Raw genomic sequence first — 18,790 nt, forward strand, 5'->3', positions numbered from 1 at the left:
TTGGATGTCCGAACGGATTTTGCTGGCCGGCTGCGGCGACCTGGGCCGGCGCGTGGCACAACGCCTGCTGGCGCGCGGCGACGAGGTGTACGCGCTGCGCCGCCGGCCGGGTGCCGGTACGGGCGACGGCATCCGCTGGCTGCGCGGCGACCTGGCCGACCCGGCGAGCCTGCGCGGGCTGCCGCGCGGCGTGGCGCGGCTGGTCTACCTGCCGGCGCCGGCCGAGCGCGGCGAGGCGGCCTATCGCGCGCTGTTCGTCGACGGTGCGCGGCACCTGCTCGACGCGCTGGACGGCGCGGCCCTGCGGCGGGTGCTGTTCGTGTCCTCCAGCGCGGTGTACGGCGAACACGCGGGCGCCTGGGTGGACGAAACCACGCCGGCCGATCCGCCGGGCTTCAACGGCCGCGTGCTGCTGGAGGCCGAACACCGGCTGGCGCAGCACGCGCCGATGGTGGCACTGCGCCTGGCCGGGCTGTACGGGCCGGGCCGGCTGCAGCTGGTCGAACGGTTGCGTGCCGGCCAGGCCCGCGCGCCGCGCGCCGTGCCGCATTGGGCCAACCGCATCCACGTGGACGACGCGGCCGCCGCCGTCGTCCACCTGCTCGACCTGCCGGAGGCGCAACCGCTGTACCTGGGCGTGGACGACACGCCGCTGCCGCTGGACGCGCTGTACGACCACCTCGCCACGCTGCTCGGCGTGCCGCTGCCGCCGGCCGGCCCGCCGCCGGCGGGCGTGGGCAGCAAGCGCCTGTCCAACGCGCGCCTGCGCGCCAGCGGCTTCGTGCCGCGCTGGCCGGAGACGCGCGCGGGCTACGCGGCGTGGCTGGGCGCGGCGCCGTAGGTCGGCGTCGGTTCGCGGGGATGGCGAGGGGACGGCTCAGTTGTGGCTGAGCCCGGTGACGTGGCGTTCGGTGTCGTACTCCACCACGCTGTCGGCGATGGCGGGCAGGGTGGCCAGGGCGTGCCGGCTCAGGCGTTCGAAGTGGGCGAGGAAGCGGTCCATGGCCCGGGCATCCATCGCCAGCGGGGCGTGGCGGGCGAGCAGGTCCTCCTCGGTCTCGCTGCGCCAGCGGCGCACCACCTCCCAGCCAGGCGCCTGCAGCACGACCAGCGCATCCAGCTTGCGCCACAGCGGCTGGTAGGCGCGCAGCTGCTTGTTCACCCATTTGCGCCACTGGCCGTCGGCGTCTTCCTCGCGTTCCAGCGCGTTGATCGGCGCCTCCAGCGCGGCCTGCGGCTGCGGGCGCAGGCCCAGCGCCCAGCCTTCCACGATCACCAGCCTGGGCGGGCGGGCCGTCTTCGGCCAGCGTGAGGGCGGCATGCGCGTGTCGCGACCCTTGTCGAAGCGCGGCCAGGTGACCGGCAGCTTCTCCGAGGCGTGCGGCAGCGCGGCCAGCACGGACAGCAGCAGCTCGACCTCGTGCGTGCCCGGCACGCCGCGGGTGCGCAGCAGCGGGTGGATCTCGTGCGCCATCGCCTCGCGCTCGCTGCGCGAGTAGTAGAAATCGTCCAGCGACAGCACCTCGGTGGGCCAGCCGCGCACCTCGGCGTCGGCCTTCATCACCCGCGCCAGGGTGCTCTTGCCGCTGCCCTGCAGGCCGGACAGGCCCAGCACGTACGGGCGCGGTGCCCGCGCGATGCGCCCCGCGTAATGATCGAGCAGGTGTCCGGCCAGGGCCTGATTCTGCGTGCTAGCATCTTTCATGCACGCCATGATGACGTGCGCTCGCCACGATTCAAGACCCATGCTGAATTCCGAGATCCTGGACACCTTCCGGCGCCTGCTGGACGAGGCCGCCGCCGGCGGCGATCCCGAACCCTCCGCGATGAACCTGTGCACCGCCGACGCGGCGGGCCGGGTCAGCTCGCGCATCGTGCTGCTGAAAGGCGTGGACGAGCGCGGCTTCCGCTTCCACACCAACTACGACAGCGACAAGGGCACCCAGCTGCAGGCGCACCCGCAGGTGGCGCTGTGCTTCCACTGGAAGACCCTGCGCGAGGGCGTGCAGGTGCGCGTGGAGGGCGCGGCGCGCAAGCTGCAGGCGGAGGAATCCGACGCCTACTTCGCCACCCGGCCGCGTGGCAGCCAGATCGGCGCCTGGGCCTCGCTGCAGTCGCAGACGCTGCCCGACCGCGCCACCTTCGAGCAGCGCGTGGCGCACTACGAGGCGGAGTTCGCCGGCCAGGACGTGCCGCGCCCGCCGCACTGGGGCGGCTACCTGGTCGAGCCGGACCTGGTGGAATTCTGGTACGGCGCGAAATTCCGACTGCACGAACGCGTGCGCTGGAGCCGCCACGGCCAGACCTGGACCAGCCGGCTGCTCTATCCGTGAACACGGGCGGGTCCGCTGCGCAGCAGGCCTTCACGGTGGCCACGCGTGGGCGCGGTTTCAGCGAGATCACCGCGCAGGTGGCCGAGGCGGTCGCTACTAGCGGCGTGCGCACCGGCATCGCGCACGTGTTCGCCCTGCACACCAGTTGCTCGCTGCTGCTCGGCGAGAACGCCGACCCCACCGTGCGCGAAGACCTGGAGCGCTGGTTCGCCCGTGCGGTGCCGGACGGCGACCCGCTGTTCCGCCACGCCGACGAGGGTCCGGACGACATGCCCGCGCACGTGCGCTCCATCCTCGCCGGCGTCAGCCTCGTCGTGCCGGTAGGCGAAGGCCGGCTGCGGCTGGGCACGTGGCAGGGCATCTACCTGTGGGAGCATCGCCACGCGCCGCACCGGCGGCAGATGGTGGTGACGGTGCTGGGGCAGTGATGGGCGGCTACCCGCAACGCATTGTCTGCCTCACCGAGGAACCGACCGAAGTCCTCTATGCACTGGGCGAGCAGCATCGCATCGTGGGCATCTCCGGCTTCACCGTGCGCCCGCCACGGGCGCGGCGGGAGAAGCCCAAGGTCTCCGCCTTCACCAGCGCGAAGATCGGCGAGATCCTGAAGCTGGAGCCGGACCTGGCGATCGGCTTCTCCGACATCCAGGCCGACATCGCGCGCGAGCTCATCAAGGCGGGCGTGGAGGTGTGGATCAGCAACCACCGCAGCGTGGACGGCATCCTCGCCTACATCCGCCGGCTGGGCGCGATGGTGGGCGCGCACGACCAGGCCGAAGCCTACGCGCAGCGCGCCGAGGCGCACGTCGCCGAGGTGCGCGCTGCCGCCGCGAAGCTGCCGCGCCGGCCGAAGGTGTACTTTGAGGAATGGGACGAGCCGATCATCACCGGCATCCGCTGGGTGGCCGAGCTGGTGCAGATCGCCGGCGGCGAGGACTGCTTCCCGGAACGCGCGCGCGAGCCGCTGGCGAAGCAGCGCATCCTGGCCGACGGCGACGAAGTGGTGCGCCGGGCGCCCGACATCATCCTCGGCTCGTGGTGCGGCAAGCGCTTCCGCCCGGAGAAGGTCGCCGCCCGCCCCGGCTGGGACGCGATCCCGGCGGTGCGCGACGGCGAGCTGCACGAGATCAAGTCGCCGATCATCCTGCAGCCCGGCCCGGCGGCGCTGTTCGACGGCCTGGACGCGCTGCACGCCGTGATCGCGGCCTGGGCGCGGCGTTGACGGCTCGCGGCGCCTGTTCACGATTTGCGGGCATCGCACAAAGCATCTGCCCTGCGCGTCTTTGCTCGTCGTCCCGGCGCAGGCCGGACAAGCGCGCAGCGCGCAGAACGCCCGCAGGGCGGCCCCGAAGGGGCGAGCGCAGCGAGTCATCCGGTAGCCGCAGGGCCCGAGCAAGCGTGGCCGTTGCTGGATGATCAGACCTCCGCCTGTTGAAACGCGCCTCCGTCTGCGCGGCGATGACGCTCCGAGGCCGCCATCGGTTATCCAGCCACTGATTCCTGCTTGCACAGAAACGACGGGGATCCTGTCCGATGAACAGGCTCTCAGCGCCGCCGCTGGCGCGCCAGCGTGATCACCGCCACGCCCAGCAGGATCACCGCCATGCCGGCCAGGTCCAGCGGTCCCACGTGCTCGCCGGCCAGCAGCACGCCGAACAGCACCGCCACCGGCGGGTTCACGTAGGCGTAGCTGGTGGCCAGCACCGGGCGCGCGTGCCGGAGCACGTAGAGGTAGGCGCTGAAGGCGATCAACGAGCCGAACACCACCAGGTAGGCCGCCGCGAGCGTGGCGTGCGCGGAGGGATGGGCGGGCAGGCGCTCGCCGGTGCCGAAGCCGGCGGGCAGCAAGGCGGCGCTGCCGCAGAGCATCTGCGCGGCGGTATTCATCGGGCCGGCCGGCATGTCCTGGCGGCGACTCCAGACCGAGCCGAACGCCCACGCCGCCGCGGCCACCAGCAGCGCCAGCGCACCCAGCCGCGAGCCGGATAGGCTGCTGCCCAGGTTCAGCACGATCACGCCGGCGAAGCCGATCGCCAGGCCCAGGCCCTCGCGCCGGTTCGGCCACTCGCCGTACAGCCCGGCGAACAGCGCGGCGAACAGCGGCATGCTGGCCACCGCCACCGCAGCGATGCCCGAGCTCACCCGTTCCTCGGCGAAGCACACCAGGCCGTTGCCGAAGCCCAGCAGCAGCACGCCGGTGACGGCCGCGTTGCGCCACTGCAGGCGCGTGGGCGGCGCCACGCCGCGCAGGCGCAGGAAGCCGTACAGCAGCGTCCCCGCGCACAGGAAGCGCAGGCCGGCGAGCAGGAACGGCGGCCAGCTTTCCAGGGCGAAGCGGATGCCGAGGTAGGTCGACCCCCAGATGACATAGAGCGCAAACAGGCCCAGCGGCACCAGCAGCCTGGGATCGGCGGACAGCGGCGTCGCCGCGGTGGCGGCGGGCGAAGTGGCGGGTTCGGTCATGGCGGCGGCGGGGATGGGGCGGCGCAGTGTAGCGCCAGGCGCATCGTGCAGCGTGGCGGCGGCGGGCGCCAGCGAGGATTCGGCAAGGCAGGCTTGAGACGGCATCAAGCCTGCCTGCGGGTGCTCACCGCGCGATCGTTCCGGCGTCCGGCGAGGTTTCGCACACGAGCGCGTTCCTATCGCGCCGCCATGCCTTGTTCGTGCGCCAGCAGTTCGCGCTTGCGCGCCACGCCCCAGCGCCAGCCGCCGGGCGTGCCGTCCTCGCGCACCACGCGGTGGCAGGGCACGATCAGCGCCAGCCGGTTGTTGCCGCAGGCGTTGCCCACCGCGCGGGCCGCCTTGGGCTGGCCGAGCTCCGCGGCCACCTCGCCGTAGCTGCGCGTCGCGCCGGCGGGGATGCGCGTCAGCGCGTTCCACACCCGCCACTGGAAGGCGGTGGCGGCCACGTCCAGCGGCGGCAGCGCAGGCGCGGCCGCGTCGCTCCAGCCCAGTTCGCTGGCGATGCGCGCGATCACCGCGTCCAGCCACTCCTCGCGGCCGGCATCGACGCGTTCGCGGGTGGCCCTGGGGAACTCGGCGGCCAGGCGCGCCTCGAGTTCGGCGTCGTCCGCGCCCAGCGTCACCGAGCAGATGCCGCGCGTGGTGGCGGCCACCAGCAGCCGGCCCAGCGGCGTGGCGGTGGTGGTGTAGCGGATGCTGGCGCCGGCGCCGCCGGCGCGGTAGCTGGCGGGCGTCATGCCCAGCAGGCGGTCGCTGTGCTCGTAGACGCGGCTGCCGGAGCCGAAGCCGGCCTCGTACACCGCGTCGGCCACCGCCGCGCCGCCCTGCAGCGCGGCCTTCAGCTGGCCGAAGCGGCGGGCGCGGTGGTACTCGGCCGGGCTCACCCCGTAGCGGCGGCGGAACACGCGCTGCAGATGGCTGGGGCTGAGCCGGGCGGCGCGGGCGAGGGCGTCGAGCGTGGGCGCCTCGTCGGCGCGGTCGAGATGCTGGCGGACGTGTTCGAGCGTGGTTTCGGTGGCTTTGTTCATGGCATGGTCCTGGAAGAACGCATGCGGCCAGCTTAGGGGTGCGTACCGACGCCAGCCATCCGGATCATGCGCGCCCTGGCGCGCCGGACGGAGCCGGGCTCAGTGCGTGACCGGCCGATCCTGCCGGATCACCACGAATTCGCCCTCCAGCACCTCCGGCTGGTGCTTGCCCTGGCCCGGGACGGGCCGCGCACCGGCATGCCCCAGCTTCCATTGCCGCCAGGCCAGCACGATCGCGCCGCCGACCAGCAGCACGCCGGCCACCACCAGGCCGAAGACCAGCAGCAACCCGACCACGGCCAGGCCCAGCAGCAGGGACAGGGCACGCGCCAGCGGATGGCGGGGGCGACGCGACAGGGGCAGTGCGAAACGCATGTGTTAAAAATCCGTGTGCTAAAATCAAGGGCTTACGCGTGCAACGATGGGGCTTGGCGGCCCCGGGAACAAGTGCCGATGGATACAGTGAACCCCCCGGCCACGCTGTGCCGGCTCGATGACCTGCCCGAGGGCGAGGCCGTGGCGCTGGACGCGATGCTGCCCGAGGGCGAGGAAAGCCTGATCGTGCTGCGCCATGGCGATGCGGTACGGGCCTGGCTCAACATCTGCCCCCATGCCGGGCGCCGGCTGGACTGGGCGCCGGGCAAGTTCCTGATCAGCCGCGGCCTGCTGGTCTGCGCGGCGCATGGCGCCAGCTTCCGCACCGACGACGGCGAATGCGTGGGCGGCCCCTGCCGCGGCGACCGCCTGCGTGCGGTGGCGCTCGTGGTGGCGGACGGCGAGGTGCGGCTGGCGCCCGGGGGCTGAGGATAGTCGCTCCCTCTTCCGCCCGCCCGCGATGGAACTTGCCCTTTGCCCCCTCCCCTGCTTGCAGGGGAGGTTCGGGGAGGGGTAGGCAACCTCGCGACAAGCGTCCACCCCCTCCCGGCCTTCCCCTGCCTGCAGGGGGAGGGGACAAGCGCGAGGATCATCTGCGGATCGTCGCGATCACTGCTCAGCACGCATGACGGATGCAGCGGAACGGCGCGGCTCCCTCCCCTGCTTGCAGGGGAGGGCTGGGGAGGGGTAGGCAACCTCGCGACAAGCCCGCACTCCCTCCCGGCCTCCCCCTGCAAGCAGGGGGAGAGGACAAGCGGGCGACTACTCCGTGATCATCTGCAGGTTGTCGTTGAAGTTGTCGCTGTCGCGATCGCTGGTCAGCGTGTACAGCGAATAGCGGCGCGACAGCGCGGCACCGCCGTCGCGGATCAGCGGTTGCCACAGGATGTTGGCGCGGTTGACGGTGGAGCGCGGCAGCATCAGGTCGAACGGGATCGAGATGTACACGCCCTTGTCGAAGCTGCCTTCGCCGAACCGCTTGGCCGAGACGTTGGTGAAGGTTGCATAGGCGCCCATGCGCACGCCGTTGCGGAACTCGCGCGAGACGTTGATGGTGGCGCCCCAGTCGCCGGCGAGGTAGCGCCCGGCGCTCACCGCCAGGGTGACGTCGTCGAGCCCCGTGTCGACATAGGCAGTCACGTGGCCGGTGACCACGTGGTAGCGGCGGAACGAGAAGTCTTGGTCGAAGCCGCGCTGCTTCACCCAGTTCACATCGGCGCCGATCGCCCAGCGCTCGCCGAAGGGACGGTACAGCACCTCGCCGCCCGCGCCGCCGTACATGCTCTCCAGCAGGCCGGCGTAGGCCATGCCGTACCAGTCCTCGCCCAGCCGTTTGGTGCCGGTGAGCTGGAACACGGGCAGGGTGACGCGCGAGCTGGTGAGGTATTCGCGGATGTAGGTGCGCACGCGCGGCAGGTTGCTGGGCGCGTCGTACTTGAACTTGTCGTAGTTGTTGATCAGGTTGGCGCTGACCACGCCGCTCCACCACAGGTTGGGGGTGAAGCGGAAATTGGCTTCGTAGTTGGCCGCGATCTGGTACAGGATGAAGGCGTCCGGGCCACCCAGCGACTGGCCATAGGTGATCGAGGCGCCGCCGTCGAAGCGCTTCAGCGGCGGCTGGTACAGCACCTGCTCGTGCTGCGGCAGCGGTTCGTCCTGTTCCACGCTGAGGCGGAACTGGTCCAGCGTGATGCGGTGGTCGGCCAGGGCGTCGAAGCGTTCGCGGTGCACGCTGGTGTCGACGATGGACAGCCCCTCGCGGGTGGACTCCACCGTGTACCAGCCGATGCTCGGGTCCAGGTAGTTGTCCAGCACGCGCGCGGTGCGGCCCGTGGCCTTGGCGCCGTAGAAGTATTTCGTCTGCTCGCCGGTGACCACCAGTTCGCGGCCGCGCCGGGCGATCTTCGACACGCGCAGGCCGGCGTTGTCGTGCAGCTCCCGGCTTACCTTGTCCCAGTCCACCTGCTCCGGCGCCCGGTGGGCGGCAACGGGTGCGGGCGGCGGCGGGGGCGGGTCCAGCACCTTGGCCGGGGCGGCATGCTCGGCCAGGTTGGTATGCAGCGTGATGCTGAACATCGCGGTGTTGCCGCGTTCCAGCGCCGCGCTGAAATCCACGGCGCGGTTGAGCCGGAACACGGCGCCGATGTTCAGCGGGGTGCGCTGATGCTGGTTGTTGTTCTGGGGTTCGTGCTTGTAGTCGTTGCCTTCGTATTCCAGCTTGATGACCAGCGGGTCCCACGGCGTCTGGTAGCTGATGCCGCCGAAGAAGGCCGCGCGGCCGCGGAAGTAGTTGTGGCTGTTGAACTCGCCGCCGGTGCTGGCGTGGCTGTTCGGGCGCACCTTGAACTTGTCGCTGATGAAGCCGAACGGATTGGCGATGTCGCCGCGCGATCCCATGTAGCCCCAGGCCAGGCCCAGGCTGGCGTCCACCGGGCCAAAGCGCTTGCTGGCCACCACGTACTCGCCGGCGAACAGGCCGGTGCCGCCCAGGTCGCGGATGCCCACGGCGACGCTCGGCAGCCAGTGGCTTTCGCGCCAGATCCGCACCTTGGCGTCGATCGACTTGTCCTTCAGGCTCTGGTTGCCGCTGAGCGATTCGGGGCCGTACGGGCGATTGCCGATGTCCGAGTAGCGCAGGATGCCCTCCAGCCACGGCAGCGGCTGCAGGGTGAAGTTGTAGCGGGTGTACGGACTGGCATGGCTGGCGGTGAAGGCCACCTCGCCGGGGTCGGCCATGCGCGCGGTCGGCGTCTGCCACAGGCCGGCGCCACCCCAGTCGCTCTGCGTGGGCGCGTAGCCGGTCGGGGTGGTGTCGGCCAGGCTGGGTGCGGCGATCAGCAGGCCGGCCAGCAGGCAGGCGTGGCGGCACGGCGCAGGCAGGACGGGTGCGCGGCGGCGGGGCATCTTCTTCTTCACGGAGCCGTTTCCGGGCCGGGCAGGAGCTGGGTGGCGAGGAAATCGGCCACGTCGCGGTTCAGCGTGTCGTCGACGGCCTTCGTGGCGCGTGCCGCCAGCGGCACGTAGACGATGGCGCCAGGCGCCAACGACAGCGGCGCGGAACGGTTCCACAGCGCCACGCCCTGGCGGGACACGTGGCCGTCGGGCTGGATCACGTAGATCCAGTCGCGGTCGGCATGCGCGGCATAGGGGCAGTCCGCCAGGTAGCGGCGCGCGTCCTGCAGGGGGCGAAGCGGCAGCGTGCAGGGCGACTGCACCGCGCCGACCACGCGCACCGTGCCCGGGCGCAGCGGGTAGAACAGCCGGTCGCCGGGCAGCAGCGGCCGGTTCGCGGCCGCGTCGGCTTCGACCGCGCGCGGCGCCAGCAGGGCCGGCGCACGGCCTGTCACCGGCAACGCGGCCAATTCGTTGCGCAGTTCGCCCACTGTGTCTGCCAGGGCGGAATCGCCGCGTTGCAGGGCGCGCAGGTGCAGGCTGTCCAGGTCGAACAGGACGCCGGCCTTGAGCCGCTGCTGCGCGGCCAGCAGCGACGGCCGCAGCCAGGCGGCACCCAACAGGTAGGCGCGCGGCTGCACGCCGGCCGCCAGCGCGGCGTCGCTGAGGCGGGCGCCGTCCTTCACGACCAGCGTGCCCGGGTGCTCCACCGCGCCTCCCACCCGGACCTGCATGGCGGCGACGGGCAACGCGACGGCAGCCAGGCCCAGGCCCAAGCAGGTGGCGACGAACCGCCTCACGAGGAGGTTCCCCGGTAGGGGCGCAGTTGCACCAGGGTGATCGCCAGCCCGGGCGCGACCTGCTGCACGCTCTTCCATACGAAGCCGTCGGTGGGGTCCACCCAGTAGTGGTTGGTCGCGTGCCAGCCGGCAGCCGGGGCGTCGACCTGCTCGTCGATGCGCAATACGTTGCGGGTCTGGCCGAGGATGGTGAGCTGGTCACTGCCGGCCGGCGTGAGGCGGGCATGCACCGGCACGCCGTAGCGGTAGCCGGGCGACCAGTCTTCCTGGCGCACGTAGTCCACCGGTGCGCTCAGGTGCTGCAGGCCGCGCGCGAACGGGTTGTCGGCGGCCTGGCGCAGGCCATCCAGGTTCTGCGCCAGGCCGGCAGTCTGCACCACCTGGCCGTGCTCCAGGAACACCACCACGCCATTGCTGCCGTACCAGTCCTGGCGCGGACCGTCCAGGTTGCCCAGGATCAGCACGGCGTGGCCGTCGGGCGTGGTCGCTTCCAGCTGGTAGTAGGGCCGGGCGGCCACTTCGGCGGCGGTCGGCTCGTGGTGCCGGTGGCGGTCGATGACGAGCTTCACCGCATCCGCCGAGGACGACGACACGGCGGTGCAGCCGGCCAGCGCCACGGCGGCGAGTACCATGCCCCAGCGCAGGACGCCGGACAGCGACGGACAGGCTACTGCCCGCCGGAAGGCGGGCTGCGGGCTGCGGGTCGTGACGGGGTGATCCGGTGACAAGCCGTGGATTCCTAGATCTCGATCAAGCGCGAGGGCGACGCCGGGCGGGTGCCGCGGCGTCGCCGTCAGGCGGCGACAGCCGTCAATTGCTGCTGTGATTGAAGTAGTACTGGGACGTTGCGGCGGTGCTGAGTGCGGTCGTCAGCGGCAGCACCTGGCTCAGGAAGCGGTTCCAGCGGGTGACGCCCGCGGCACCCACGAACACCACGTCGCCTGGCCGCACCTTGAAATGGTCGGCCAGTGCGAAGGCCGACGGTGAGCGCGCGTTCAACTCGTACACCGTGGCGGGTTCGCTTTCGATGTTGCGGGCGCCGCGGATCACGTAGACGGCCTTGCCTTTGGAGGTGGACTGGTTCAGGCCACCTGCGCGGCCCAGCGCCTGGGTCAGGGTCAGGTCGGAGGTCTTGAAGGGGAGGGCCATGGGGCGCATCACCTCGCCCAGCACATAGACCTCCTGGCGGTCGTTGTAGGGCAGGTACAGGCGGTCGCCGTCCTTCAGGTAGATGTTCTCGGCCAGTCCCTTGCCATGGTCGAGCTGGTCCAGGTTGATGTGATAGGCCTGGCCGTCGCGCGTCAGCACGAGGTTCGAGAGGTTGGCCTCCTTGGTATCGACACCGGCCGTACCGATGGCCTGCGCCAGGGTCAGTGGCACGGCGTTGATCGGCTGCGGGTCCGTCTTCATGAAGGCGCCGCTCAGCAGCACGTGCTGGCTGCCGTAGCCGATCACGCTGACGTCCACCTGGGGCTTCTCGATATACGTGGCCAGCTTGTCGCTGATCGCCTTGCGCAGTTCCTCGATAGTCATGCCGGCCACCTTGAGCTGTCCCACGTAGGGGTAGAACAGGGTGCCGTCGGAACGCACCAGGCGGCCATTGGCCAGCGGCTGCTGTTGCGGGCCAGCGGGCGAGGTCAACTCAGGGTGGTCCCAGACAGTGATGTACAGGGTGTCGCCGGCGCCGATGCGATATGGCTCGGGCTGGTAGGCCAGGAGCGAGGGAGGCACTGCGTTGCTCTGGCCGGCGGCCTGGTCCATCACCAGCAGCTTCGGGGTGATCGGCACCAGCTGCACGTGACTGTTGTCGGCCTGGTTGTCGCGCACCAGCTTGCCGGTGGACATGTGCTGGCCGGGTGCCCAGATACAACCGCCGAGCAGGCTGACGGAGACGGTGATGGCGAGGAGCGGAAGCGTCTTCATGGCGGAGCGGTAACCCTTGGCTGCCTTACATGCGGGCACGAAAAACCGTGCCGGACGCATCCGGCACGGCCATGCATGCGACTCTCACGGGGAGAGCGACTCAGTGCGTGCCGGTGGTGCCCGTGGTACCCGTACCGCCGGTACCACCCGTGCCGCCCTGGTTTTCGTTGCCGTGGTTGCTGCTGCTGGTGGCGCCGGCAAGCACGGCGACAGCCGTCGCGCCCATGCCGATGTAGACAGCGGTGAGGGTGCCCTTGGAGGCCTGGCCCGCGACGGCGGCGCCTGGCACGGTCGGAGCGGCGGCGGACTGCGACTGGTCCTGCGCCGGGGCCTTCGCGGCAAAAGCCTGGCTGGCGAGACCGGCGGCCGCCACGGCGATGAGCAGCGTCTTCATCGTTTTCATGGGTAGGGAGCTCCCTGCGGTTGACGTCAGGCGGAGTATAGCCATAACCAGACGGCAAATGTCCGCTTGTCGTGAAGGTGTGCCCAGCTTGTTCAGCTTTGCGTCGAGCCCTGCATGCAACACTCGGTTTCTGGCGGTACCGGGCCCATCGAATGATGCGTTGCCCAAACCGGGTGTGTTGCGTAGTCTTTGCGCGCCGCCCAGCATCCGCCAGAGTGCCGGATCCGGGACGACAAGGGGCGGATCCGGGTTATTGCCAGCCATGCCGAGACGATTGCTTCTGCGGCGACGGCCCAAAGGAATGCCGCCGCGTCGCTGGACGCAGCCGCGCCGGTGACGAATCGGAGAGACGAGCCACAGTGTTCAAAAGGATCTTGACGGTATGTGTCGGCAATATCTGCCGCAGCCCCACGGCCGAATACCTGCTGCGACAGCAGGTCTCGCACCGGGGCATCGAGGTGGGGAGCGCCGGCCTGGCCGCCATGAACGACTACCCCATGGACGAAACCGCTGCCCGGGTCATGGGCGAGCATGGGGTGGATGGCTCGGCGCATCGCGCCCGCCAGGTCAGTCCTGAACTGCTGCGTGAGTTCGACCTGATCCTGGGGATGGAAAAAAGCCACCTGGCCGCCCTGGCGCGTCTGGCTCCCGAGGCCAGCGGCAAGCTGTTCCTGCTCGACAAGTGGGTGGAAGCGCGGGATATTCCCGACCCGTATCGACAACAGCGGCCGGCGTTCGAACACGTGTTTGCGCTGATCGACCGCGGTGTCCGCAGTTGGCTGCCTTACCTGCAGTAGCCGATTCCGCCGTATTTCTTCATTCCACCCGATAAAGCGAACTTCATGGCAGCCGCGCAAAGCACAACCTCACGCGACGACGAAATCGACCTCAATGCCCTGCTGGGAACCCTGATCGATCACAAGTGGTTGATCGTGGTGGTGACTGCGGCCTTTTTCGTGTTCAGCGTGGCGTACGCCATCCTGGCCACGCCGATCTACCAGGCCAATGCGATGGTGCAGGTGGAGCAGAAGGTGCCGGACCTGCCCGGCCTGAGCGCCATTACCCAGACACTGGGCGCCTCCAACTCCGAAGCCACCACCGAGATCGCGATCATCACCTCGCGTTCGGTGCTGGGCAAGGCGGTGGACAACCTCAACCTCAACGTGGTGGTGAAGCCGCATCGTTTCCCGCTGATCGGTGGTTTCATCGCCCGCCATTTTTCGCCCGACAAGCCGGGCGAAGTGGCCTCGCCCTGGCTTGGTATCGCCCGCGATGACTGGGGTGGATCGGTGCTGGACGTATTCCAGCTCGATGTCCCGGGCGGTCTGCTCGGTAGGCGCCTGATGCTGGTGGCCGGCGCACATGGCGCCTACACCCTGTTGAATGACGATGGCGACATGCTGTTACAGGGTCAGGTGGGACAGGTGGCCAAAGGTCACGGCGTGACCATGCAGGTGAAGACCCTGGTAGCCAATCCGGGCATGCGCTTCGATGTGGTGCGCAACCGCGAGCTGGCCACGCTCAGTGACCTGGCGCAGAAGATCAATGCCAGCGAACAGGGCAAGGATTCCGGCATCATCGGCCTGACCTATGAAAATGCCGATCCGCAGCTGGCCGCCGCCGTGCTGGACCAGGTCAGCGAGGCCTACGTGCGTCAGAACGTGGACCGCAATTCGGCCCAGGCCGCCAACAGCCTGCGGTTCGTCAAGGAACAGCTGCCGCTGGTACGCCAGAAGCTGGAAAAGGCGCAGGCCGCGCTCAATGCCTTCCAGACCAAGGCCCACTCGGTCGACATTACCTTGCAAACCAAGGGCTTGCTGGACCAGATCGTTGCCGTCGAGACGAGCATCCAGCAACTGCAGATGCAGCAGGCGGACATGGAGCGGCGCTTCACCAAGGACCATCCTGCCTACAAGGCCCTGATGCAGCAGATAGGGCAGCTTCAGGCCCAGAAGGCCGGCATGGAGAAGCAGGTGGACAGCCTGCCCGATACCCAGCGCGACCTGCTTCGCCTCACCGAGGACGTGAAGGTCAGCAATTCCACCTATACCGGCCTGCTCGACCAGGCGCAGCAGTTGGAAATTGCACGCGCCGGCACGGTCGGCAACGTGCGCATCGTCGACAAGGCGGCGGTGGACGTCACCAAGCCGGTGAAGCCGAAAAAGGCCATCGTGGTGATCGGGGGCACCTTCCTTGGCGCGTTCCTGGCCGTGGCTTTCATCTTCCTGCGGCAGATGCTCAATCGTGGTGTCGAAGATCCTGCCGACATTGAACAGCTGGGCCTGCCGGTCTATGCCTCCATCCCGCTCAGCGAGCAGGAGCGCAGCATCACGGTACAAGGCCCGCATCGGCATAGCGACGGGCGTCAGCACCTGCTGGCGGTGAGCGACCCCGCCGACCTAGCCACGGAAGCCCTGCGCAGCCTGCGCACCAGCCTGCATTTCGCCCGGCTGGAGGCCAAGAACAACCTGCTGATGATCTCCGGTTCCAGTCCCAACGCCGGCAAGACCTTCGTATCGGCGAACCTGGCCGCGGTGATTGCGCAGTCCGGTCAAAGGGTGCTGCTGATCGATGCCGACATGCGCAAGGGCAGCCAGCACAAGGTGCTGGGCGGTCGGGCCGAGAACGGACTGTCCGAGCTGATTGCCGGACAGATCGACCTGGCCACGGCCGTCCGTCCGGTGGCCGGTGTGGAGAAGCTGCATTTCATCGCCCGCGGCAAGGTGCCGCCGAACCCGTCCGAATTGCTCATGAACGCAGGGTTCACGACCCTGCTGAAGCAGATCCTGCCGCTCTACGACCTGGTCATCATCGATACCCCACCCATCCTGGCGGTGACCGACGCCGCCGTGATCGGCCACCACGCGGGCACCAGCCTGCTGGTGGTGCGTTTCGGGCTGAACCAGGCGCGAGAAATCGCCCTGGCCAAGCAGCGTTTCGAGCAGAACGGCGTTCAGATCAAAGGTGCGATCTTCAACGCGGTGGAGAAGCGCAGCGCCGGCTACTACTCCTACGGCTACTACGAGTACAAAGCGGCCAGGTAACCAGCCGGCAGGTCGCATTACTGCAATTTACACACGCAAGACTTCGCCCACATCGTGGGCGAAGGCACGACAACTCCCCACCTGTCCGCAGGGGAGGCGGGAGGGAGCAAGCCCAGGCACTGCAAGGAAGATGGCCAGCCACTTCCGAAATGCCGAATTTGTGACGAGAATCACATTTCGGAATTCGGGTGACGGCTCTTGCCGCGCCTGTCCTCCATCCCAGCAGATCACCAGGACAACGGATACACCATGCAATCACTGGACAACGCAAAGATCGCGATCATCGGCCTGGGTTACGTCGGCCTGCCACTGGCAGTGGAATTCGGCAAGCAGTTCGACGTCACGGGCTTCGACATCAACGAGAAGCGGATCCAGGAGCTGCGCAGCGGCATCGACCACACCTTGGAAACCTCGGCCGAGGAACTCGCTTCGGCCGCCCGCCTTGGCTATACCTCGAACCTAGAGGTGCTACGGGGATGCAATGTATTCATCGTTACCGTGCCTACGCCAATCGATGGAGCCAAGCGCCCCGATCTGACGCCGCTGGTAAAGGCCAGCACAAGCCTGGGCAAGGTGCTGAAGAGCGGAGACGTGGTTGTGTACGAATCCACGGTATACCCGGGATGCACGGAGGAGGTATGCGTTCCCTTGCTGGAGCGCGAGTCAGGCCTGAAGTTCAACCAGGACTTTTTCGTCGGTTATAGCCCCGAGCGGATAAATCCCGGCGACAAACAGCATCGTGTCACCACCATCCGCAAGGTGACGTCGGGCTCCACGCCCGACGTCGCCGAGTTCGTGGACAAGCTTTATGCCAGCATAATCACTGCCGGCACGCACAAGGCCAGTTCGCTGAAGGTGGCCGAAGCTGCGAAGGTCATCGAGAATACCCAGCGTGACCTCAATATCGCCTTGGTCAACGATCTGGCCATGCTATTCAACAAGCTCGGTATCGATACGTTGGAAGTATTGGAAGCCGCGGGCACGAAGTGGAACTTCTTGCCGTTCCGTCCGGGCCTGGTGGGTGGCCATTGCATAAGCGTGGATCCCTACTACCTCACGCACAAGGCGCAAGAGGTTGGCCACCACCCAGATGTGATCCTCGCCGGGCGTCGCACCAATGACGGGATGGGGCCGTATATCGCCAACGAAGTGATACGGCTGATGGTGCGCAAGGGAATCAATCCTGTCGGCGCACGCATTCTGTTGTTGGGGCTGGCCTTCAAGGAAAACTGCCCGGACCTGCGCAACACCAGAGTGGTGGACATCATCCAGTCTCTGCGGGACTACAACGCAAACGTCGATGTGTTTGATCCTTGGGCGGATGCCGACGAAGCAAGGCACGAATACGCCATTGAACTGGTAGAGCAACCACAGGCAGGCACCTACGATGCAGTGGTCATAGCGGTAGGGCATGAGCAGTTCGTAGCGTTGGGCGCCAGTGGAATCCGTGCGCTGGGCAAGCCAGCTGCCGTGCTCTATGACGTCAAGTGCGTGTTGCCGCGTGGCGAGGCCGATGGCCGTCTTTGAGTACAAGCAGGATCGATAGCATGAAAGTGTTGGTTACCGGCACCGCCGGCTTCATCGGCTCGCACGTGGCGCTCAAGCTTCTGGAGCGCGGGGACGAGGTGGTAGGCATCGACAGTCTGAATGACTATTACGATGTCAACCTGAAAAAGGCGCGCCTAGCGCGCTTCATGGATAAGCCGGCTTATACGCACATTCAGGCGGATCTTGCCGACCGTGCTGCGATTGAATCGGTGTTTGCCACGCACAAGCCGCAACGCGTCATCAATCTGGCGGCACAGGCGGGTGTGCGCTATGCGGCGCAGAACCCACATGTCTACGTGGCCAGCAATGTCACCGGATTCCTGCATGTCCTGGAGGGCTGCCGCCATCATGGCGTGGAGCATCTGGTGTTTGCATCCACGAGCTCGGTATATGGCGCCAATCGCAAGATGCCGTTCAGCGAGCACCAGAGTACGGAACATCCGCTGACCCTGTATGCCGCCACGAAGAAGGCCAACGAGCAGATGGCCCATAGCTACGCGCATCTCTATGGGATACCCAGTACGGGCCTGCGCTTCTTCACGGTATATGGTCCGTGGGGACGGCCGGACATGGCCTTGTTCCTGTTCACCAAAGCCATCCTCGCAGGCGAGCCGATCAAGGTGTTCAACCACGGCCATCACAAGCGCAGTTTTACTTATGTGGATGACATCGTGGAGGGGGTCATCCGCACGTTGGATCGTGCGCCGGGGAAAAATTCCGATTGGGACGCCAATGCTCCCGACCCCGCCAGCAGTGGCGTGGCGCCGTATCGCCTGTTCAATATTGGCAATCAGGAGCCGGTGGAGCTATTGCGTTATATCGAGGTGCTGGAGCAATGCCTCGGACGCAAGGCAAAGATGGAAATGCTGCCGCTGCAGGCGGGTGACGTGCCTGACACCGAGGCGGATGTTTCCGAATTGTTTGATGCAGTTGGCTACCAGCCAAAGGTGCAGGTGCAGGAAGGCGTAGCCAACTTCGTGCAGTGGTATGAGCAGTTCTACACTAAATAACTATGCAGGCTAAAAAATGAAGAACTTCGGTCTGATCGGCGCCGCCGGCTACATTGCCCCGCGTCACATGCAGGCGATCAAGGACACCGGCAACAAGCTGGTAGCTGCCTATGATCCCAACGACTCGGTGGGCATCATCGACAGCCATTTCCCCGATGCCGACTTCTTCACCGAATTCGAGCGTTTCGACCGGCACGTGGACAAACTGCGCCGCGCGAACCACGGCAACCGGCTTGATTACGTCTCGATCTGTTCGCCGAATTACCTGCACGATTCGCACATGCGTTTCGGCCTGCGTTCCGGCTGCGACGTCATCTGCGAAAAGCCGCTGGTGCTCAATCCGTGGAACATCGACGGCCTGCTCGAAATCGAGCGCGATACCGGCCGCAAGGTCAACACCATCCTGCAGCTTCGCGTGCACCCGGCCATCGTGGCTCTGCGGGAAAAAGTGCGCAGTGCGGGCAAGGACACCAAGCACGAGGTGGACCTGGCCTACGTGACCTCGCGTGGCCACTGGTACCTGCAATCGTGGAAGGGCGACGTCAAGAAGTCGGGTGGCATCGCCACCAACATCGGTGTGCACTTCTTCGACATGCTGCACTTCATTTTCGGCGAGCTGCAGGGCAATGTCGTGCACCATTCTGCGGATACCAAGGCTGCCGGCTATCTTGAGTACGAGCATGCCCGGGTGCGCTGGTTCCTTTCGGTAGACGTCGCTGACGTACCCGCAGCCCAGCGCTTGGCGGGGCAGCGCACCTACCGCTCGATCACGGTGGATGGCGAAGAGATCGAATTCTCCGGTGGTTTCACCGATCTGCACACGCGCAGCTACGAGCGCATCCTTGCCGGCGAGGGCTACGGTCTGGAAGACAACCGCACGGCCATCACCGCTGTTTCCACCATCCGCAATGCGCAGCCGGTAGGTGCGCGCGGCGACTATCACCCGTTCCTGAAGCAGGTGGTGGGGTGAG

At 67.7% G+C, this 18,790-nt stretch carries 19 protein-coding genes; 10 read left to right on the plus strand and 9 right to left on the minus strand.

From position 1 onward, the window contains the following. The first annotated feature begins 4 nt into the window (after positions 1-4). On the plus strand, positions 5-841 hold the full coding sequence (locus tag QMK61_RS04665) for an NAD-dependent epimerase/dehydratase family protein (RefSeq protein ID WP_302070803.1): 837 nt from the start codon (positions 5-7) through the stop codon (positions 839-841). Between the two features lie 36 nt (positions 842-877). Here QMK61_RS04665 and QMK61_RS04670 read toward each other — a convergent pair whose 3' ends face one another. Next, a complete protein-coding gene (locus QMK61_RS04670) occupies positions 878-1,705 on the minus strand; it encodes a kinase (protein ID WP_302070805.1) in 828 nt (275 codons plus the stop codon). Positions 1,706-1,745: 40 nt separating this feature from the next. Here QMK61_RS04670 and pdxH point away from each other — a divergent pair, with 40 nt between their 5' ends. The 3 genes from pdxH to QMK61_RS04685 are packed head-to-tail and all read left to right on the plus strand — an operon-like array spanning position 1,746 to position 3,555. Then, entirely contained in the window at positions 1,746-2,333 is a 588-nt protein-coding gene (gene pdxH / locus QMK61_RS04675; protein ID WP_302070806.1) for a pyridoxamine 5'-phosphate oxidase, read from the plus strand. After that, positions 2,330-2,761, plus strand: a complete 432-nt coding sequence (locus QMK61_RS04680; protein WP_302070808.1) for a secondary thiamine-phosphate synthase enzyme YjbQ — start codon at positions 2,330-2,332, stop codon at positions 2,759-2,761. Before pdxH ends, QMK61_RS04680 begins: the two co-directional genes overlap by 4 nt. Then, positions 2,761-3,555, plus strand: coding sequence for a cobalamin-binding protein (locus QMK61_RS04685; RefSeq protein WP_302070810.1), 795 nt, complete (start codon positions 2,761-2,763; stop codon positions 3,553-3,555). Before QMK61_RS04680 ends, QMK61_RS04685 begins: the two co-directional genes overlap by 1 nt. A 323-nt stretch (positions 3,556-3,878) precedes the next feature. Here QMK61_RS04685 and yedA read toward each other — a convergent pair whose 3' ends face one another. The 3 genes from yedA to QMK61_RS04700 form a co-directional block, all read right to left on the minus strand. Next, entirely contained in the window at positions 3,879-4,796 is a 918-nt protein-coding gene (yedA, locus tag QMK61_RS04690; protein ID WP_302071164.1) for a drug/metabolite exporter YedA, read from the minus strand. Positions 4,797-4,972: 176 nt separating this feature from the next. Beyond that, positions 4,973-5,824: a methylated-DNA--[protein]-cysteine S-methyltransferase gene (locus tag QMK61_RS04695; RefSeq protein ID WP_302070813.1), complete on the minus strand. Its 852-nt coding sequence runs from the start codon at positions 5,822-5,824 to the stop codon at positions 4,973-4,975. Between the two features lie 99 nt (positions 5,825-5,923). Further along, entirely contained in the window at positions 5,924-6,199 is a 276-nt protein-coding gene (locus QMK61_RS04700) for a hypothetical protein (RefSeq protein ID WP_302070815.1), read from the minus strand. Between the two features lie 78 nt (positions 6,200-6,277). Here QMK61_RS04700 and QMK61_RS04705 point away from each other — a divergent pair, with 78 nt between their 5' ends. Further along, positions 6,278-6,628 carry a Rieske 2Fe-2S domain-containing protein gene (locus QMK61_RS04705; RefSeq protein WP_302070816.1) on the plus strand — a complete coding sequence of 117 codons (351 nt, stop codon included), beginning with the start codon at positions 6,278-6,280 and terminating at the stop codon, positions 6,626-6,628. 333 nt (positions 6,629-6,961) lie between these two features. Here QMK61_RS04705 and QMK61_RS04710 read toward each other — a convergent pair whose 3' ends face one another. From QMK61_RS04710 to QMK61_RS04730, 5 genes are all read right to left on the minus strand, one after another. Further along, positions 6,962-9,115: a YjbH domain-containing protein gene (locus QMK61_RS04710; RefSeq protein WP_302070819.1), complete on the minus strand. Its 2,154-nt coding sequence runs from the start codon at positions 9,113-9,115 to the stop codon at positions 6,962-6,964. Continuing rightward, a complete protein-coding gene (locus tag QMK61_RS04715; protein ID WP_302070821.1) occupies positions 9,112-9,891 on the minus strand; it encodes a capsule biosynthesis GfcC family protein in 780 nt (259 codons plus the stop codon). Before QMK61_RS04715 ends, QMK61_RS04710 begins: the two co-directional genes overlap by 4 nt. Further along, a complete protein-coding gene (locus QMK61_RS04720) occupies positions 9,888-10,523 on the minus strand; it encodes a YjbF family lipoprotein (RefSeq protein ID WP_302070823.1) in 636 nt (211 codons plus the stop codon). The genes QMK61_RS04715 and QMK61_RS04720 overlap by 4 nt, the downstream gene beginning before the upstream one ends. Before the next feature lie 178 nt (positions 10,524-10,701). Then, a complete protein-coding gene (locus QMK61_RS04725) occupies positions 10,702-11,814 on the minus strand; it encodes a polysaccharide biosynthesis/export family protein (RefSeq protein WP_302070825.1) in 1,113 nt (370 codons plus the stop codon). Positions 11,815-11,914: 100 nt separating this feature from the next. Next, positions 11,915-12,217, minus strand: coding sequence for a hypothetical protein (locus QMK61_RS04730; RefSeq protein WP_302070827.1), 303 nt, complete (start codon positions 12,215-12,217; stop codon positions 11,915-11,917). Between the two features lie 359 nt (positions 12,218-12,576). Between QMK61_RS04730 and QMK61_RS04735 the strand changes: the two genes are divergently transcribed. The 5 genes from QMK61_RS04735 to QMK61_RS04755 all read left to right on the plus strand — a co-directional run bounded on the left by QMK61_RS04735 (position 12,577) and on the right by QMK61_RS04755 (position 18,789). Then, positions 12,577-13,014 carry a low molecular weight protein-tyrosine-phosphatase gene (locus QMK61_RS04735; RefSeq protein ID WP_302070829.1) on the plus strand — a complete coding sequence of 146 codons (438 nt, stop codon included), beginning with the start codon at positions 12,577-12,579 and terminating at the stop codon, positions 13,012-13,014. A 45-nt stretch (positions 13,015-13,059) separates the two neighbouring features. Continuing rightward, complete coding sequence (locus QMK61_RS04740; RefSeq protein ID WP_302070831.1) at positions 13,060-15,261, plus strand: polysaccharide biosynthesis tyrosine autokinase; 2,202 nt, start codon at positions 13,060-13,062, stop codon at positions 15,259-15,261. Positions 15,262-15,510: 249 nt separating this feature from the next. Next, on the plus strand, positions 15,511-16,788 hold the full coding sequence (gene tviB / locus QMK61_RS04745) for a Vi polysaccharide biosynthesis UDP-N-acetylglucosamine C-6 dehydrogenase TviB (RefSeq protein ID WP_302070833.1): 1,278 nt from the start codon (positions 15,511-15,513) through the stop codon (positions 16,786-16,788). 20 nt (positions 16,789-16,808) lie between these two features. After that, entirely contained in the window at positions 16,809-17,819 is a 1,011-nt protein-coding gene (locus QMK61_RS04750) for an NAD-dependent epimerase (protein WP_302070835.1), read from the plus strand. 16 nt (positions 17,820-17,835) lie between these two features. Continuing rightward, positions 17,836-18,789: a Gfo/Idh/MocA family oxidoreductase gene (locus QMK61_RS04755; protein ID WP_302070837.1), complete on the plus strand. Its 954-nt coding sequence runs from the start codon at positions 17,836-17,838 to the stop codon at positions 18,787-18,789. The last annotated feature ends 1 nt before the right edge of the window (position 18,790 follow it).

It is taken from the genome of Fulvimonas sp. R45, from assembly GCF_030504985.1.
Classification (GTDB): Bacteria; Pseudomonadota; Gammaproteobacteria; order Xanthomonadales; family Rhodanobacteraceae; genus Rhodanobacter_A.